This is a genomic window from Arsukibacterium indicum (assembly GCF_019100565.1).
Taxonomy (GTDB): domain Bacteria; phylum Pseudomonadota; class Gammaproteobacteria; order Enterobacterales; family Alteromonadaceae; genus Alishewanella; species Alishewanella indicum.
The window spans coordinates 1-16394 of record NZ_JAHRID010000010.1 but is presented as its reverse complement, the minus strand read 5'-3'; the positions used below and the strand labels follow the sequence as shown (position 1 = coordinate 16394).

Sequence of the window (16394 nt, the reverse complement as noted above, 5' to 3'; positions counted from 1 at the left end):
TCAGGAATCATTTAACGTAGTTATCTGATGAAATCGTTTTTCCATTAATCGCATTGCTGCCAGAATTTTATCGCCACTAAAGGGTTTTACAATAAAGGTAGCTGCGCCCATTTTAATGCTTTGGGTAACATTCTCCAGCGTGCTGGCGCCACTTATCATAACGATACAACATTCAGGTTTTTGTTGTTTAAACTGTGCTAATAGCTCCAGGCCGGACTGGTCTGGTAGCTCAATATCAAGGAATACAACATCGGGCTGGTGCAATCTGAATAAAATATTGGCATCTGTTGCAGTGCCTGCGTTGAAAAAATTGTAACTGCGATTTTTCAGCAACTTGGTAGCAGCCAGCGCCATGATATTGTTTCGCAGCAGTTGGCGACTGTAATCAACGTCATCTACCAACAATATTTTAGGTTGCCTCATTGTCTGCCCCCGATTGCTGCAATATCAGCAGAAACTGTCTGGATTCCTGAAACAGCGTGTTGTCAGGGCTATCATTAGCAAGTCGGTGCTGCATGCGGTCAGCCAGCTGGCTCAGATTCATGTGACCAAAACTTGCAGCTCCGCCCTTAATTTTATGGCAGATTTGCCGCATCGTCGTGACATCCTGTTGCTGGAGTGCGGTAGTAAAATCCTGGCTAAGCTGGGCTAAATTCTGGTAAAAAAGGTCAGTGAGCTCGCTGTTGATTTGTAGCTGAACTTTATGTTGTTGCGGTGTTTGGTCACACAGCCCAGCCAGCTGATCAATGTCTACTGGTTTTTGTAAAATACAATCGAAACCTGCGCAGTCCAGACTATCAGCCGACATCGCAAATATCGGGCGGTCATAGCCAAGGCGCCGTAGTATCTGCATTGCCTGAATACCGTCACACAATGGCATCTGAATATCGGTTAATATAATATCGTATTGATAACTAAGCGCTTCTGCAATCAATTGCTCGCCGTTTTCTACGCAGCATGTTTGCATATTCATACTGCTGCACTGCAGCTCAAGTAGCGACAGCAAAAAGCTATCGTCTTCAGCGATTAAAATTTGCTTGCTGCTGGTCATGTTGGCTCCTGAGACACAGCCATAATTAAGTAGCACCAGATACAAAGATCCGGTACCGCAGATAATTTTACGTTATAGGGTTCGGACACTTTTAGCAAGCAGGCATAAAGTCAGGTACGTAGTTTGGTTTATGGACAACTGGATTGAAGCCAGTTTGTTTTTTTTGATTGCTGCAGTATGATCTCTTCTTAGGGGACAACAAACCTCATTTAACAGGAACATTAGCGTTATGGCCTTTGTGGTGCTGGATAATTGTATTAAATGCAAATATACCGATTGCGTAGCAGTATGCCCAGTAGATGCGTTTTTTGAAGGGCCCAATTTTCTGGCGATAAGCCCGACAATTTGTATCGATTGTGCCCTGTGCGAACCAGAATGCCCGGCCAACGCCATAGTACAGGAAGATAAAGTGCCTGCTGATCAGCAAGGTTTTATCGCACTTAATGCAGAATTGGCCGAGCTATGGCCCAATATCCGCGAAGTAAAAGCCCCGCCAGCCGATGCTGATAACTGGAATGGTGTGCCGGACAAACTGAGTTATCTGGAAACTTGAAGCAGAGCTTTCCGCCGCAAACCGGCTTTATTGCTGCTTTGACTCTGGCACATCGTGGTCAATTTTATAGATAAAATAGATGGCGTAAAACAGGCAGAGGCCAATGACGATGGCCAGCCCGCTAAAAGAAATAAAAATTACCGGATCGTTTAGAAATTCATGCCACAGGTTCATAACCTTACCCTCTTGCTATGTATGTAAGCACAGTTTAGGCAGTGGCCTCAGACGGTGAAGTGACACAGATCAAAGTTTGACAGCGTGGCTAGTTCAGTTGGCGGCAGGCTTGACGCAGATCAATAATTTGCGCCGCAAGTGCAGGGCTTTTCGCATTTATTTGCGAAAAATACAGCTCAAGTAGTGGCTTGGCGTTGGTTGTTAACGAGGGGCAATGTTTAAGCAACAGCTGTTGTTCAAGCTGCTCCAGCTTAAGTTCGGCCTGTAGTAAGCTTTGCTTAAGTTGTTGCTGCTGGCTGGTTGACAGGCTGGCACTGCTGCTCTTGCGGCGTAAGGCACGCAATGGTTTGGTAAACTGACTACTAAACTGCTCCAACTCTGCTGTCAGCTGCAGCAGTTGCTGATGAGTGAGGCTAAGTTGCTGTTGCTCCAGATAGCACAACAGCAACAGTAAATTGATATTCACTCCGAAGTTATCCTGCCACTGCAGACAGAGGGACTGGACTTTGGGATACAAGGCCAGACTAAACTGCCAGAGTGCTTCTGCTGATGGCCTGCTAACCATTATTTTTCCAGAACTGCTCTGTTTTTTGCTCCAGCTCTTCCTGAGCCAGAAACCAATCTTCTTCAATACTGGCCAGGGTGCTGCTGGCAGTAGCTTGTTTCGCTAATAAGGCAGTCAGTTCGGCTTTACGCTCAGCACTGTAAATATCCGCATCAGCCAGTTGCTGTTCAATGCTGGCCAGTTGCTCCGTCAATTTTTGTTGTTGTTGCTCCAGCTTTTCAATCTTTTGTTTTAATGGCCGCAGTAAATTTCGTAGATCTGCTTCCAGTCTTTTTTGATCTTTGCGAATAACGTTGCCAGTGGCGGGCGCATCCGCCTGATTACTGGTGTTGCTCTGTCGGGCATCTTGTTGTAGCCACTGATAGTAGTCAGTTAAATCACCGTCAAAGGGTGCTACCCGGCCATGGGCGACTAAATAGAATTCGTCTGTGCAGCTGCTTAGCAAATGGCGGTCATGCGAGACAATAACAATGGCGCCTTCAAACTCCTGCAAGGCCATAACGATAGCTTCACGCATATCTAAATCAAGGTGGTTGGTAGGTTCATCCAGCAGCAGCAGGTTAGGGCGCTGATAAACAATTAATGCCAGCACCAGCCGGGCTTTTTCGCCGCCGGAAAATGGTGCACAGGCCTCCAGCGCCTTATCGCCATGAAAACCAAAACCACCCAGAAAATCACGAAGTTTTTGCTCGGGAACTAATGGGTCCAATCGTACAAGATGCTGCAGGGGCGAATCTTGCGGACGTAAGGTCTCCAGCTGATGCTGGGCAAAATAGCCCAGGCTAACACCGTTGGCATACCAGATCTCGCCGCTTTGCGGCTGCATGCTGCCAGAGAGCAGTTTTATCAGGGTAGATTTACCGGCGCCATTGCGTCCCAGCAGGCCTATGCGGCTGCCGGGCAGCAGCTGAAATTTAATCTGGCTTAAAATCACTTTATCAGCATAACCGGCTTGTACGTTATCCATTTTTAACAGTGGATTAGGCAGTGATTTCGGTTCACGAAAACTAAAGCTAAATGGCGAATCAACATGAGCCGGTGCCAGGATGGTCATCCGCTCCAGCGCTTTTATCCGACTTTGCGCCTGGCGGGCCTTGGTGGCTTGAGCTTTAAAGCGGTCGATAAATTTCTGCAGGTGTGCCACCTGACGCTGCTGCTTGTCAAAATTGGCCTGGTGCTGGGATAATTGCTCAGCGCGCTGGCGTTCAAACTGGCTGTAGTTACCTTTGTATAGAGTTAAAGTCTGGCGCTCGATATGGACAATATTGTCCGTTACGGCATCCAGAAAATCCCGGTCGTGGCTTATCAGTAGTAGCGTGCCCTGATAATTGGCCAGATATTTTTCCAGCCACAGCACTGCATCTAAATCCAGGTGGTTGGTTGGCTCATCCAACAGCAGTAACTCAGCCGGTTGCATTAATGCCTTTGCCAGGTTCAGGCGCATACGCCAGCCACCGGAAAACGATTTTACCGCCTGCTGCTGGGCGTCACCACTAAAACCCAAACCGTCGAGCAATACACCCGCTTTTGCTTCAGCCCGGTAACCGTCCATAGCCTCAATCTGTAAATGCACCGCGCCTAAATCCGCTTCACTGCACTGACTGCGCGCTTTAACTAACAACGGGAATAGTTTTTCATCGCCCTGCAGCACATAGTCCATGGCGGTGCAGTCCAGCGCAGGCGTTTCCTGAGCAACAGTAGAAATAACCCAGCGCTCCGGAATGTTAATATTACCGGCATCAGCATGCAGTTTCCCTTGCAGCAAAGCAAACAAGCTGGATTTACCGCAACCATTGGCACCAATTATTCCGACTTTTTGCCCCGGAAATACGGTAAGATCGGCGTTCGTAAACAATGCCTGTGGGCCGCGGCGCAGTTCAACCTGCTGTAACTGAATCATGCTTTTACCTGTAATACTGAACTAGGGCGCCAATTTTACGCTATAACCAGCATAAACCAAGGGGCCAGGCTGAAAATTGCTACTAATGAATTGAGATAACTATGACTGTTCGTAAGAAAAAACGTTTTATCGCCGGTGCCAGTTGCCCGAAGTGCCACGCCATGGATACCATGATGTTATTTCTGGAAAATAATGTGGAAAAAGTCGAATGTGTTAGTTGCGGCCATCAGATGGTGCAGCCAGACCAGCAGGTTAGCAAGGCCAGCCGCGCCAGCGAGCAGGTAATTGGCGTGTTTAAACCGGAATAGTTTGCTGGCGAAATGTCTGCCTGCTGCTAATAGTGTGGTGGTGGTGGTTCTTCCTCAGGACGTAATATGCCCTGATCATCTGGTAACTGCCGGAGCTTCTCGGCCAGTAACATCACCTGTTGCTGCAATTTTTCTATCCGTTGCTGATGTTGATGTAATTCATTATTCAGGCTGTTAACAGTGTCTTCCTGAAACGCCAATTTACTTTCCAGCTCAATAAGTTGTTGCTGCATGGCAGCATCGTGCTCAGTCATAATTAATTTCCCATACCTCGGCAAAGCCACTGGAGCTTTCGGTAATTATACGTGTTGGGCTTAAGAATGCTACTGCATGAACCACAGCCCCGGCTGGCCGGCTACCATCCAGTGGCGTTACCCGCCAACGCTGCAGCTCCTGGCCATCACTTACCCGCCACAAGGCAGCGTTGCGGGTTGGGGCGCCGGTAAGTAAATAATTGCCATCATCACTAAAACGCACAGCACTGAATACTTGCTGGCGCGCGGTAATTTGCAGGGTACTGACCAGCGCTCCGGTTTGAATATCCCAAATCCTAGCCAGGCTCTGACTGTCGGCAGTAAAGGCAAAGCGACCTTTGGGATCTAGGGCAACTTTGCTCACCCGGCTGGGGTGGCTGAAGGTATGAATAATCTGAGCGCTGTCAGTATCCCACAGGTAAGCCTGATAATCATTGCTGCCAGTCAGGGCGTAGCGACCATTAGGTGACATTGCCACGCTGTTAATTTTCTCGCTGTGCCCCAGAAATTCCAGGCGCCGGCCTGAGCTTAGGGTGATATGTTGCACCGCGCCATCACTTTTACCTATCAGCAGATGTGCGCCATTGGCTGACAGTGCAACATCGCGCACTGTTGACTGGTCAAGCTGCCAGAAACCAGCATTCTGGCCAGTATCTGTGCGCCATAGAGCAAAAGTTTGCTGATCAGCTGTTAATACATAACTGTTATCCGGGCTGATAGCCAGACTGAATACCAGATTCTCCTGGTCCGGGTTATGTTGCCACTGGTATTTAAGCGCGTTTTTTTCCAGATCCCAATATGCTACACCGTGCTGCACTGACGAGACGACAGCGAAGTTGCCATTTTGGGCTATTTCAGCAGCATAACTGCCCTGAGCGACATGTTGCCACTGCTGCAGTGCCGTTGTTTCCACTTTTGTACACGACATCATTAAAAAAGTGAGAAAAAGCACAGGATATTTCATTGCGGGTGTTAACCTCATTCGCACAAACCGTTAGTATAGGTCAGAACCTGACAAATTATTAAAACACACTTTTGCAGCCAGGCTGCCAATAATTGGAGAAATGAATGCGCGTAACAACCAAATTATCACTTATTGCCGTGGCAATGCTAACGTTATCAGCCTGCCAGAAAGAGCAACAACCTGAAGCACCTGCGTTAGATACCGAGCAAGCAAAACAGGCTTATAGTCTTGGCGTATCTGCCGGTCGGTATCTGGAAAGTACTATTCAGGAATATGACAAAATTGCTGTTGAGCTGAACAGTGATTTGATTATGCAAGGTGTTAAAGACGGTCTGGCTGGCAACTCAAGTGTCAGCGATGAAGAAATTCAAACGCTACTGGCCAGTCTGGACGAGCAATATCGTGCTAAGCAGGCTGAAATTGCTGCAGCAGAGTCTGAAGCGGTAATTGCTGCCGGTAAAGCTTATTTAGAGCAAAATGCCAGCAAAGAAGGCGTAACGGTTACTGAATCAGGTTTACAATATGAAGTACTGGAGCAAGGTGACGGTGCCAAGCCAGCGGCTACTGATGTTGTAAAGGTGCATTATACCGGTACGTTGACAGACGGCACTAAATTCGACAGCTCTTACGATCGTGATGCACCGGCAGAATTTCCGTTAAACCGGGTTATACCAGGTTGGACAGAAGGTGTGCAGCTGATGAATGTGGGTTCAAAATACAAGTTTACCATACCGTCTGAACTGGCTTATGGTGAGCGCGATATGGGCGTAATTACCCCACATAGCGTTTTAGTATTTGAAGTTGAGTTGCTTGAGATTGTTTCAGCGGAATAATCAGTAGTCAGGCAGCGACAACAATAGGTTGTCGCTGCTATTTACTTAAGCCTGGTAACTTATGCAGACACACTATCATCAGTATGTTTAGCGTGTAATGTATCAATCAGTTCATCTTCCAGCTCAAATCGCTCTTCTAAAGCTTGCCCCAGTTCAGACAATTCCCGATCAAATGCTGCACTGTTACGGGTGCTTAAATGATCAGCGTAAGCGTCATTAAAGCTTAGTGCCAAGTCAGTTGATACTGAAATCTTTGGATATAAGCTATCTGCTAATTTTCGGGAGTCTGTTCCATTTACGGTGCACTGATCAACGATGCGTTCATAAACTTCAAAGTGACCGGCAGATAAGTAATCCATCAATAGCTGGCAGAATTCGCGGATTTTGTCCTGAGCAGGCAACGTATGACGATCCTTTTCAAATGGAGGTAAGCCAGCTAACTTGCAATAACTGACAATAAGCTGCTGACGCTCGTCAAGCCAGTTATCTATAGCAGTTAACGACCCTCCCCACTTTTGTTGCGCTTGTTGCACACGACGGTACATTGTCTTCTCCTTAAGAGCAGTAAAAATTCTGCTACCTCTAATTAAAAGAAATTCACACTAAAAATCAACCATTTTTTTATTGGTCAGCCCAGTGAGCAAGTCGTATCATAGCAACAGTGCACTGATATGTAACTGAATATACTATGTCAATGAAGGACATTATCATGATAAAACACAGCATTACTTTGCCAACAAATCAGTCGGGGTACTGGTTTGTTGTTAACAAAGGGCGGCTGTTTCTGACCGACAAAGGCCTTGTGCCGCAGGGTAAACTGGCAGATTTAGCCATAGTGGCAGAGCCTGAGCAAATTTGCTGGTTAGGTCAGTATCAGCAGCAACCCTGCTACCTGCTGGTAGATCATGATCAAATCACTGATGATTCCTGCTGGCATTCAGCCCGAAGTTTGTTGAGTCAGGATGAACAGTTATTCCAGCTTGCTGCGCGGGCGCTGCAGGTTTCGCTATTTTTACAAACTCATCGCTTCTGTGGCCAGTGCGGCAGTGCTATGCATCTGGTGAACTGGGAACTGGCAGCACTTTGTAATAAGTGCGGCCATCGGTGTTATCCAAGAATTGCCCCCTGCGTACTGGTGGGTATCACCCGCCCGGGACAAATACTGCTGGCGCGATCCAGCCGGCATAAACCCGGCTTCTTCTCAATTCTGGCTGGCTTTGTGGAGTCTGCGGAAACGCTGGAACAGGCCGCTGTTCGCGAAGTCAAAGAAGAGGTAGGGGTAGATATTAAAAATTTGTCATATGTTGGCAGTCAACCCTGGCCGTTTCCTCATTCGTTAATGACTGGTTTTACTGCAGACTACGTACGAGGGAGTATTGTGTGTCAGCCGAACGAAATTGCTGAAGCAGCTTGGTTTGATTTAAATGACTTACCTGAAGTGCCGCCGGCGGAAACATTGTCTGGCAGGATTATCAGGCAACTACAGCAAAAATAATTCTCTAAACGGCAGCAAATAAAAAATCTTCCGGAAAGATTTTTAACAATGCAAAGAGTTGGCCCGAAGGGTTTGCGCCATGGATGGCAGCAAATAAAAAAGCCACAAAATGTGGCTTAACTTGGTACAACACGGTCCTGTAAATCAGGCTTCTCGCTTATAATTCTTCACTAGCGCAATTAGTTTATAACAGATAGCGTTTATCGATACAAGCACTGAACATAAAAAATATGAACTGCAGATTAATAACCTAGAGTCAGGCGATGACAGATGCTAAACTTGCCCAGATTTTATTGAAGGCGAATGAATTATGCAGTTACAAAACGACCGTTACCTGCGAGCACTGTTAAAACAGCCAGTGGACCGGACACCAGTCTGGATGATGCGACAAGCTGGTCGTTATCTGCCAGAGTACCGTGCTACCCGCGCTGTGGCAGGTGACTTTATGTCACTGTGTAAAAACCCTGAATTAGCGTGTGAAGTGACGTTGCAGCCGTTGCGACGGTATGCGCTGGATGCCGCTATTTTGTTCAGCGATATTTTAACTATTCCCGATGCAATGGGCCTGGGGTTATACTTTGGCGAGGGCGAGGGCCCTAAATTCCAGCGACCAATTCGTGATTTTATGGATGTGGTCAACTTACCGATTCCTGATCCGGAGCAAGAATTAAGATATGTAATGGATGCCGTCCGAACTATTCGTCGTGAACTGAATGGTAGTGTGCCACTTATTGGTTTTTCAGGTAGCCCATGGACTCTGGCAACCTATATGGTGGAAGGCAGCGGTAGCAAAACGTTCAGTATCATTAAAAAGATGATGTACAGTGAACCTGAAGTGCTGCATATGCTGTTAGACAAACTTGCACAAAGTGTTGTGCTTTACCTGAATGCGCAAATTGCTGCCGGTGCGCAGTCAGTAATGATATTTGATACATGGGGCGGCATTCTGACTCCGCGCGACTACAAAGAGTTTTCATTGAGCTATATGCAAACTATTGTTAATGGGCTAACTCGTGAGGCTGATGGTCGGAAAGTGCCGGTAACTTTATTCACAAAAAATGGTGGTCAGTGGCTAGAGACCATTGCTGCGACAGGCTGCGACGGGGTAGGGCTGGACTGGACCACTGATATTGGTAGTGCCCGGGCCCGAATAGGCGACAAAGTGGCGTTGCAGGGCAATATGGACCCATCGGTGCTGCTTGGCTCGCCAGAGCGGATTCGGCAGGAAGTATTATCAATATTAGATAGTTTCGGCCAGGGCTCGGGACATGTATTTAATCTGGGGCACGGTATTACGCCTGACGTGGATCCTGAACGTGCCGGAGTGTTTATCGAGGCGGTGCAGTCATTAAGCCGCACATATCATCTGGATACCAGTGATAAAGAATAATAAAAAGGCCATCATCTGATGGCCTTTTTATTCAATTGGTGCCAGCAACAGAGGTCTGGTAGTCAAGTAACAGGTCTTCGAAATTCTGGGTTGCCCAGTTCCGTTTTCTTGCCTCTGTTATAGCTTGTTGTAGCATAGTTTCTCCCCGCCCCTGCTGACCAAGCTCAATAAAGGCTACGCCCAGCGTAGATAATAAATCAGGATGATTAGGGTCGATAGCCCGTCCTTGTTCAGCCAGGCTGACCGCCTTGTTAGGATTATAGATTTGCGGATCATCTGACATCGCCAGTAGTGACGCGTAATCTGCTATAGCTGGCATATACTCTTGCAATGCGGCCAGCTCCAGATAGCGGGCTGCTTTGCGTGGCTCAAAGTTAACGTTATTGCTGTCAAGTAACTCCTGTGCCAATAAGTAGGCCGCTTTTGGGTTACCGCCTTCGGCTGCTACCGCCAGCCAGTTAACAGCTTTGCTGCGGTCTTTGTCGCAACCATTGCCTGTTATCAGACACTGCGCCAACCGGTATTGGGCAGTTTGATGACCGTTAATGGCCGCTTTCTGATACCACTCAAGCGGATTTTCAGTTTTGATAATGTTACTTTCTGCCAGAATAGCGTACAGGTACTGATACTCAGCAAATTCAGCTTTCGCTGCCGCCTCTATTGCATCAAGATACTCCTTGTTTTCACGGTTAAACCGGCGAGACTGAGAACCCTGATTCGCTTTAATCTGAAAACTGTGTAATTGCATTTCCAGCCGCTTGGTGTCGCCATATAAATCTCTTGGCGGTTCAAAACGCCAACTGTTGACCGCATCCAAAACATATTCGTTAATACCATCAACCGGGAACGACGCAACTACCTTAGCATTTTCGACTTTACCGTCTTCATTTATATCATAATGAACCACCGCCCATGCCGACACACCACCCCGTTCAAAATAACTGGGATAGTTAGGTTCATCCTGGCGGATTGCTTTTATTCTTGTACCACTACCAACAACAAACCTATTGGCCATTGGATATAAATTGCCAAACAATGCTTCTTTGCCATATTTGCTGTTAAGGTCGTTAAACGCTTCCTTGCCTTCGCGGCGTGATTCAAGCTTTCGTCGTAGGGTCAGATAATTTTCAGCAGCCTCCGCGTGATCCCGATCCCGGGCAATAAGGGTCCATGCATAGGCTTTATTGATGTCTACATCTGTTCCCAATCCTTCGGCATAAATTCTGGATACCAGAAATTGTGCTTCAACATGGCCGAGCTCTGCCAGTTTTTCCAGCCTGGGTTTTGCCAGTTGATATTCTTGTTTTTCAAATAACGATTTTGCAGTAGGAAAATCTGCAACAGCATGCCATGAGAAGCAGATTGCAATCCAAGCCAGACTAATACGAACTATTGGCATAACAGGTCTCCACGACTTTCCCACAAAATTTTATTCTTTCATTGAGTTTACAATGATTCATCAGTCAAAACAAAAATAATTATTTTGTTTACTTTCATGTTGTTATGAATCATTCCTGCTGTATTGTTAAAAAAGACGGTTGAGGCCATTTAATGCGGCAACCCGGTATGCCTCGGCCATAGTAGGATAATTAAATGTGGTATGAACAAAATAATTAAGATTATTACCACCGTTTGTCTGCATCATAATCGCCTGGCCGATGTGAACAATTTCTGCTGCACGCTCACCAAAACAGTGAATGCCAAGTATTTCCAACGTATCACGGTGAAACAGTATTTTCAGACTACCCACACTGGTGTTAGCAATTTGCGCTCTTGCCAGGTGTTTGAACTGAGCACGGCCAACTTCATACGGTATTTTAGCATTGGTCAGTTCCTGCTCAGTTTTACCGACGGAACTCATTTCTGGAATGGTATAAATGCCGACTGGGATATCCGCAATAAGATGCCCATCTAAATTTCCCTTAACGATAGCTTCGCCTGCCAGGCGGCCCTGATCGTATGCTGCACTGGCTAAACTCGGGTAACCAATAACATCACCAACCGCATAAATATTGTCGATACTGGTCTGGTAACGCGAATTAACGCTGACTAAGCCCCTGCTATCTGCGTTCAGGTTAATTGCCGCCAGATTTAACATGTCAGTATTGCCGGTACGGCCATTAGCAAACAGAAAACAGTCTGCTTTCATCTTTTTGCCTGATTGTAAGTGCAACACTACTCCGTCTTCATGACCTTCGATCTGAGCAAACTCTTCACCATGACGAATTGTCATGCCAGAATTCCAGAAATGATAACTAAGTGAGTCTGATATCTCTGCATCCATAAAAGATAACAGCCGATCCCGGGTATTAACCAGATCAACTCTTACGCCAAGGCCACGGAATATCGAGGCATACTCACAACCAATAACACCAGCACCGTAAATAATAATGTGTTTCGGTTCATGGGCCAGCGATAGAATTGTGTCACTGTCGTAAATGCGCGTATGGTTAAAATTAACCTGGGGTGGGCGATAAGGCCTTGAGCCTGTGGCAATAACAATATTCTCAGCACTCAGAGTATAACTACTGCCGTCATCGTCTGAAATTTCAAGAGTGTGAGCATCAATGAAGCGAGCTTCGCCCTGATGTATTTTAACGAGGTTACGGTCATAGAAGCCGGCTCTTAATTTTACCTGTTTGCGGATAACGCCGGCCGCGTGCTTCAAAATCTGAGAAAACGTCAGGCGGGTATGTTGATCATCTAATTGAAACAACGGATTTTCATTAAATTCGATTAGCCGGCTTACAGAGTGCCGTAATGCTTTGGATGGAATAGTACCCCAGTGAGTACAGCCGCCACCAACTGATTTATACCGTTCTATGGCAGCAACGCGTTTACCGCTTTTGGCCAGATACATGGCAGCACCCTCACCACCAGGGCCCGTACCAATAACTATGGCGTCATAATCATATACCGTTTTCTTTGTAATCTTTTTCTCGGTCACAAGCATCGCCTTTTCTGTGCAATCAGTTGCTTGTCAGCATAACAGGTCTTTAACGCAAAAAAAGAGGCCGCAGCCTCTTTTTAGTATCATTGAAAAGCGGCTGTCAGCCTCTGCCAATGCCGGTGTTGTTGCTGCAGATGGTATTTAAACTCGCGGTACCGTAACTTAAAATCAGCAGATTGGTATTGCTCAATCAAGGCTTGCTTTTTCTGAACCACAAATTGTTTTTTCAGAAGGTAAAAATCCTGAATTCTGGCAACAAGTAGTTCGTACTCGCGCTCTAAAAGTTGCAAGAGCTGTTCAGAGTTTGGCAGCAACTGAGCTTTCTGTTGGGCCCGCACTAATTGCATTTTTGCTTTTGCCATGGCAATGCGTTCTTCTGGTACAGTCCTTAGGTTCCGGGTCAGACCAATAAAGCTACTGGTTTTAATTAACCATTTTGTCGGGTCAAACTGCCACCATCTGATACCATTTCGGTAATCGTATTCGAAAATATGGTGATAATTATGATAACCCTCACCATAAGTCAGAAATGCAAGCACGCCATTGTCGCGAGCCGAATTTTTGTCGGTATAGGGTTGACTACCCCAGATATGAGCAAGCGAGTTAATAAAAAAAGTAAAATGATGACTTAACACAAGCCTTAATACGCCAACACTCAATATCATGCCAAGCATGTTGCCGCTAAGCCAGCCCAGCAATACCGGAATACCCAGATTGGTCGCGATTGTAAGTAAAAGATAATGCTTGTGTTGCCAGGCAACAATGCGATTTTTTTGTAAATCGCGAACATTGGAGTAATCGTTATAAACATCTCCCTGATAATCACGTAACATCCAGCCAATGTGGCTATACCAGAAACCACGACCGGCAGAATAGGGATCTTTGTCGTTATTATCTACGTGCCGGTGATGATCGCGGTGATCTGATGACCAGTGTAAGGCACTGTTTTGCAGTGCGAAAGCTCCCCCAATTGCAAAAAACCATTGCAGTAAAGGGTGAGCATCGTAGGTCTTGTGGGCCCATAACCGATGATAACCTGCAGTAATTGACATACCGCAGTAGCCAAGGGCTACAATGGTGGCGATAATTTCAAACCAGCCGAAACCCACCACTAGGGCATACCAGGGCACAGCAATCGCGGCGACAAGGAAGGTTACACTGAATAAAATAGTGGTGGTCCATATTATGGGCGCTTTTTTCATATTAGACACTTTGAGCTTACAACTGTACGCTAATTTAACTAGCCAGCAGGGCAAGGTCAAGGTATAAAATAGCAAATTTTTAGACAGGATGGGCTGTGAGCAGAGCGCAACAAAAAGAAAGAACGCGTAAGGCTATAATAGAAGCCGCTTTTTCTCAGCTGAGCGCTGAAAAAAGTTTCGCTAGTTTAAGTTTGCGGGAAGTTGCCCGGGAAGCTGGCATAGCGCCAACTTCATTCTACCGGCATTTTGCCGATATGGACGAACTGGGTTTAACCTTAGTTGACGAGGCAGGTTTAATGCTGCGCCAGTTAATGCGTCAGGCAAGACAGCGAATTGAAAATAATGGCAGCGTAATCAGTACATCAATTGAAACCTTTATGGAGTTTGTTACAGGTAACAGTAATGTCTTCAGGTTGCTGTTGCGAGAGCGCTCAGGCACTTCGGCTGCGTTTCGGGCGGCAGTGGCCCGCGAAATCCAACACTTCTCGGCCGAGTTGGCGCATTATCTGCGTAAAGAGACAGCCTGTCCGGATGAGCTGGCGCAATTGCAGGCTGAAGCGATGGTTACTCTGGTTTTTCATACCGGAGCTGATGCTTTGGACGCTCCACCAGAACAATACGCCAGTTTAACCAGTCGCACTGTCACTCAATTGCGTTGGTTAGCACATGGCGCTGCAAGCTACGGCAGAAACAAAGCGAAAAGTTAACGCTTTTGTAGCCAGAGACCGGTCTCAACATGGTGGCTGTAAGGAAACTGGTCAAATAACGCGCTACAAACAACCCGGTGGGTTTTATCAAGTATCTGCAAGTTATCTGCAAGGGTTTGCGGATTGCAGGAAATGTAAATAATGTCGTTGAAACGACTTACCAATTGCAATGTATCCGGATCCAGCCCGGCCCGCGGTGGATCTACCAGCACAGTGTTCAGGGTCATGCTGGCAAGGTCGATATGCTTTAAAGCTGAGCCATTAGCCAGTGCCTTTGATACATCTTCAGCGGACATTTGCAGAACCTGAACATTGTCAATGCCGTTAAGTGCGATATTGTACTGAGCCGACTTTATCGAGGTTCGCGAGATTTCTGTGGCAACAACCTGCTCAAAATAGTCAGCCAAAGCCAGGGAGAAATTGGCATTGCCGCAGTACAGTTCCAGTAAGTCACCATTAAGCTGACCCGCTATCTTGGCTGCCCAGTTTAACATCTGCTGATTTACGCCGGCGTTTGGCTGAGTAAAGCTGCCTTCAACTTGCTGGTAGGCAAGCGTCTTTTTGCCTACCGCAAATCGTTCTGTTACAAAGTCATCCTTCAGAACAACTTTTTGCTTGCGCGAGCGACCAATTATTTTGACGTTCCATTCAGGAAGCAGTTCATTGGTCAGGTCATTTGCCGCCTGTTGCCACTGCTCATCGAGTTGTCGTTTGTAGATCATGCTTATCAGCAGCTCACCTGATAAAGTTGCCAGGTAATCAACTTGGTATAGTTTATAACGGAGTGCATGGTTGAATTGAATTTTGCTGAGCAAAACCGGCATAAAGTCGGCAATTAACTTCGACGCTACCGGAAAGTAATCAATCCGGACTTTTTGTTTAGTGTCTGAATCAAACATAGCGTGGTAAATATCATCACCGTCATGCCATATCCTAAACTCAGCGCGTTGCCGGTAGTGTTCTGGTTCAGAGCGATAAATCTCAATTTCTGGTAATGCGTATGGTGCGAACAGGTCTTGCAACAGCGCCTTTTTCGAAGTTAACTGTGATTCATATTCTGCCGGAAATACCTGACCTATTCGCATAACCATCTCTGCTGCTATTATAAAGGCGGGTATTTTAGGTGTTTTTGGCTGTGACGCAAACCGAAGTTAATACTGCAGCCAGGTAATGCACTGACAGAAATATATAACGCCGGCAAAATACCGGCGTGCAATGACTCAGGTTGAACTCTTGAAATGATAATCTACTGCTGACTATCGTCTTCCTGACGTTCTTTTGCTTCACGAACTTTCAACGTTCTTTCCTGGAATTCGAAGTCATTAAGTTTATTGATTATTTTAGCTGCATCTTTAGCGGAAACTTCAACAAACCCAAAACCACGACGCCGACCTGTTTGCCTGTCTTTCATTAAACGAACATTTTTTACAGCACCATATGACGAAAACAGTTCTTTCACGGCATCTTCGTTTGCACGGTATGGCAGATTACCTACGTATAAAGTAGCCGTCTCACCTTCAAACTCGTGATGTACTGCTGAGGTTGAACTTTCATCGCCTTTCACGTCCACCAATACTGGTACTAATATGCCAGCAAGCAAGACACCGATAACAACGAACCAGGCCTGATTAATTTCAAGGGTAAAGAATGCAAACGCAAAATAAGCCAGCACGGCCAATGCCAGTGTGTAAGGTAATGAAGCACGTAAGGTTGGTAACATAATTAATTCCTAAATACAGAGAAAAAAAAATTACTTACAAATAAGCGAATCTATATTAGCGGTTAGAACTTAAGCAGCCAACAGAAAAAATTCTGTTGCTGGAAATAATAATCAAGTAAAAGTAGGTAAAAAGTGCGAATTATAAGCAGTTAACCATAAAAGCTGAATTATTTAAGGGTTAGCCACTTGCAGCTTAGTTAAAACGCCCCTACAATGCGCGCCATGCCGACGGGTGCTGCGTTAAGCAGGCCTCAGGTGAGATAAACCGGATTGCAAAAATCTTTAAAAAAGACCCTTGACAGTCAGGTTTAAATCACTAAAATGGCGC

At 46.2% G+C, this 16394-nt stretch carries 19 protein-coding genes; 6 read left to right on the top strand and 13 right to left on the bottom strand.

Features of this window, described 5'->3' with window-relative positions; all coding sequences use genetic code 11:
• A complete protein-coding gene (locus tag KQY15_RS17280; protein ID WP_217671171.1) occupies positions 1–423 on the bottom strand; it encodes a response regulator in 423 nt (140 codons plus the stop codon).
• Positions 410–1051 carry a response regulator gene (locus KQY15_RS17275; RefSeq protein ID WP_217671170.1) on the bottom strand — a complete coding sequence of 214 codons (642 nt, stop codon included), beginning with the start codon at positions 1049–1051 and terminating at the stop codon, positions 410–412. The genes KQY15_RS17280 and KQY15_RS17275 overlap by 14 nt, the downstream gene beginning before the upstream one ends.
• 229 nt (positions 1052–1280) lie before the next feature.
• Between KQY15_RS17275 and fdxA the strand changes: the two genes are divergently transcribed.
• Positions 1281–1604 (top strand): ferredoxin FdxA, encoded by a 324-nt coding sequence (gene fdxA, locus KQY15_RS17270; RefSeq protein WP_217671169.1) that lies wholly within the window; start codon positions 1281–1283, stop codon positions 1602–1604.
• 27 nt (positions 1605–1631) lie between these two features.
• On the opposite strand, the gene KQY15_RS17265 is transcribed toward fdxA, so the two are convergent.
• From KQY15_RS17265 to KQY15_RS17255, 3 genes are all read right to left on the bottom strand, one after another.
• Positions 1632–1778, bottom strand: a complete 147-nt coding sequence (locus tag KQY15_RS17265) for a DUF3149 domain-containing protein (protein WP_217671168.1) — start codon at positions 1776–1778, stop codon at positions 1632–1634.
• A gap of 88 nt (positions 1779–1866) precedes the next feature.
• Positions 1867–2343 carry a TIGR02444 family protein gene (locus KQY15_RS17260; protein ID WP_217671167.1) on the bottom strand — a complete coding sequence of 159 codons (477 nt, stop codon included), beginning with the start codon at positions 2341–2343 and terminating at the stop codon, positions 1867–1869.
• Positions 2336–4243, bottom strand: a complete 1908-nt coding sequence (locus KQY15_RS17255; RefSeq protein WP_217671166.1) for an ATP-binding cassette domain-containing protein — start codon at positions 4241–4243, stop codon at positions 2336–2338. The genes KQY15_RS17260 and KQY15_RS17255 overlap by 8 nt, the downstream gene beginning before the upstream one ends.
• 101 nt (positions 4244–4344) lie before the next feature.
• On the opposite strand from KQY15_RS17255, the gene KQY15_RS17250 reads away from it, so the two are divergent.
• Positions 4345–4551 carry a YheV family putative zinc ribbon protein gene (locus tag KQY15_RS17250; protein WP_217671165.1) on the top strand — a complete coding sequence of 69 codons (207 nt, stop codon included), beginning with the start codon at positions 4345–4347 and terminating at the stop codon, positions 4549–4551.
• Between the two features lie 26 nt (positions 4552–4577).
• Here KQY15_RS17250 and KQY15_RS17245 read toward each other — a convergent pair whose 3' ends face one another.
• Together KQY15_RS17245 and KQY15_RS17240 are read right to left on the bottom strand one after the other, a co-directional pair.
• Complete coding sequence (locus KQY15_RS17245; protein WP_217671164.1) at positions 4578–4805, bottom strand: SlyX family protein; 228 nt, start codon at positions 4803–4805, stop codon at positions 4578–4580.
• Positions 4798–5769 carry a WD40 repeat domain-containing protein gene (locus KQY15_RS17240; protein WP_217671163.1) on the bottom strand — a complete coding sequence of 324 codons (972 nt, stop codon included), beginning with the start codon at positions 5767–5769 and terminating at the stop codon, positions 4798–4800. The genes KQY15_RS17245 and KQY15_RS17240 overlap by 8 nt, the downstream gene beginning before the upstream one ends.
• Positions 5770–5873: 104 nt before the next feature.
• Between KQY15_RS17240 and bamJ the strand changes: the two genes are divergently transcribed.
• On the top strand, positions 5874–6602 hold the full coding sequence (gene bamJ / locus KQY15_RS17235) for a BamJ family beta-barrel-assembly machinery protein (RefSeq protein ID WP_254795809.1): 729 nt from the start codon (positions 5874–5876) through the stop codon (positions 6600–6602).
• A 59-nt stretch (positions 6603–6661) separates the two neighbouring features.
• Here bamJ and rsd read toward each other — a convergent pair whose 3' ends face one another.
• Positions 6662–7147, bottom strand: a complete 486-nt coding sequence (gene rsd, locus KQY15_RS17230; protein ID WP_217671162.1) for a sigma D regulator — start codon at positions 7145–7147, stop codon at positions 6662–6664.
• A gap of 164 nt (positions 7148–7311) precedes the next feature.
• Between rsd and nudC the strand changes: the two genes are divergently transcribed.
• Both nudC and hemE read left to right on the top strand, forming a co-directional pair.
• Positions 7312–8097, top strand: a complete 786-nt coding sequence (gene nudC / locus KQY15_RS17225; RefSeq protein WP_217671161.1) for an NAD(+) diphosphatase — start codon at positions 7312–7314, stop codon at positions 8095–8097.
• A gap of 310 nt (positions 8098–8407) precedes the next feature.
• Positions 8408–9487 (top strand): uroporphyrinogen decarboxylase, encoded by a 1080-nt coding sequence (gene hemE / locus KQY15_RS17220; protein WP_217671160.1) that lies wholly within the window; start codon positions 8408–8410, stop codon positions 9485–9487.
• Between the two features lie 31 nt (positions 9488–9518).
• Here the strand turns inward: hemE and KQY15_RS17215 are convergent, their stop codons facing one another.
• The 3 genes from KQY15_RS17215 to KQY15_RS17205 form a co-directional block, all read right to left on the bottom strand.
• The gene (locus KQY15_RS17215) at positions 9519–10886 is read right to left on the bottom strand and encodes a TonB family protein (RefSeq protein ID WP_217671159.1); all 1368 of its coding nucleotides are present in this window, start codon (positions 10884–10886) and stop codon (positions 9519–9521) included.
• A 126-nt stretch (positions 10887–11012) separates the two neighbouring features.
• On the bottom strand, positions 11013–12440 hold the full coding sequence (sthA, locus tag KQY15_RS17210) for a Si-specific NAD(P)(+) transhydrogenase (protein ID WP_217671158.1): 1428 nt from the start codon (positions 12438–12440) through the stop codon (positions 11013–11015).
• A gap of 80 nt (positions 12441–12520) precedes the next feature.
• Entirely contained in the window at positions 12521–13639 is a 1119-nt protein-coding gene (locus KQY15_RS17205) for an acyl-CoA desaturase (RefSeq protein ID WP_217671157.1), read from the bottom strand.
• Between the two features lie 95 nt (positions 13640–13734).
• Between KQY15_RS17205 and fabR the strand changes: the two genes are divergently transcribed.
• Positions 13735–14346 carry an HTH-type transcriptional repressor FabR gene (gene fabR, locus KQY15_RS17200; RefSeq protein ID WP_217671156.1) on the top strand — a complete coding sequence of 204 codons (612 nt, stop codon included), beginning with the start codon at positions 13735–13737 and terminating at the stop codon, positions 14344–14346.
• On the opposite strand, the gene trmA is transcribed toward fabR, so the two are convergent.
• A complete protein-coding gene (trmA, locus tag KQY15_RS17195) occupies positions 14343–15437 on the bottom strand; it encodes a tRNA (uridine(54)-C5)-methyltransferase TrmA (protein WP_254795808.1) in 1095 nt (364 codons plus the stop codon). The two genes, fabR and trmA, sit on opposite strands and share 4 nt — an antisense overlap.
• Positions 15438–15592: 155 nt before the next feature.
• Entirely contained in the window at positions 15593–16066 is a 474-nt protein-coding gene (locus KQY15_RS17190; RefSeq protein WP_217671155.1) for an RNA recognition motif domain-containing protein, read from the bottom strand.
• Between the last annotated feature and the right edge of the window lie 328 nt (positions 16067–16394).

Coding starts and splice junctions, on each gene's coding strand:
- KQY15_RS17245 (WP_217671164.1), bottom strand. CDS start 4,805: ATGACTGAGCACGATGCTGCCATGCAGCAACAACTTATTGAGCTGGAA.
- KQY15_RS17205 (WP_217671157.1), bottom strand. CDS start 13,639: ATGAAAAAAGCGCCCATAATATGGACCACCACTATTTTATTCAGTGTA.
- bamJ (WP_254795809.1), top strand. CDS start 5,874: ATGCGCGTAACAACCAAATTATCACTTATTGCCGTGGCAATGCTAACG.
- hemE (WP_217671160.1), top strand. CDS start 8,408: ATGCAGTTACAAAACGACCGTTACCTGCGAGCACTGTTAAAACAGCCA.
- trmA (WP_254795808.1), bottom strand. CDS start 15,437: ATGGTTATGCGAATAGGTCAGGTATTTCCGGCAGAATATGAATCACAG.
- KQY15_RS17190 (WP_217671155.1), bottom strand. CDS start 16,066: ATGTTACCAACCTTACGTGCTTCATTACCTTACACACTGGCATTGGCC.
- KQY15_RS17215 (WP_217671159.1), bottom strand. CDS start 10,886: ATGCCAATAGTTCGTATTAGTCTGGCTTGGATTGCAATCTGCTTCTCA.
- KQY15_RS17250 (WP_217671165.1), top strand. CDS start 4,345: ATGACTGTTCGTAAGAAAAAACGTTTTATCGCCGGTGCCAGTTGCCCG.
- KQY15_RS17240 (WP_217671163.1), bottom strand. CDS start 5,769: ATGAAATATCCTGTGCTTTTTCTCACTTTTTTAATGATGTCGTGTACA.
- KQY15_RS17265 (WP_217671168.1), bottom strand. CDS start 1,778: ATGAACCTGTGGCATGAATTTCTAAACGATCCGGTAATTTTTATTTCT.
- KQY15_RS17255 (WP_217671166.1), bottom strand. CDS start 4,243: ATGATTCAGTTACAGCAGGTTGAACTGCGCCGCGGCCCACAGGCATTG.
- KQY15_RS17280 (WP_217671171.1), bottom strand. CDS start 423: ATGAGGCAACCTAAAATATTGTTGGTAGATGACGTTGATTACAGTCGC.
- fdxA (WP_217671169.1), top strand. CDS start 1,281: ATGGCCTTTGTGGTGCTGGATAATTGTATTAAATGCAAATATACCGAT.
- nudC (WP_217671161.1), top strand. CDS start 7,312: ATGATAAAACACAGCATTACTTTGCCAACAAATCAGTCGGGGTACTGG.
- rsd (WP_217671162.1), bottom strand. CDS start 7,147: ATGTACCGTCGTGTGCAACAAGCGCAACAAAAGTGGGGAGGGTCGTTA.
- KQY15_RS17260 (WP_217671167.1), bottom strand. CDS start 2,343: ATGGTTAGCAGGCCATCAGCAGAAGCACTCTGGCAGTTTAGTCTGGCC.
- sthA (WP_217671158.1), bottom strand. CDS start 12,440: ATGCTTGTGACCGAGAAAAAGATTACAAAGAAAACGGTATATGATTAT.
- KQY15_RS17275 (WP_217671170.1), bottom strand. CDS start 1,051: ATGACCAGCAGCAAGCAAATTTTAATCGCTGAAGACGATAGCTTTTTG.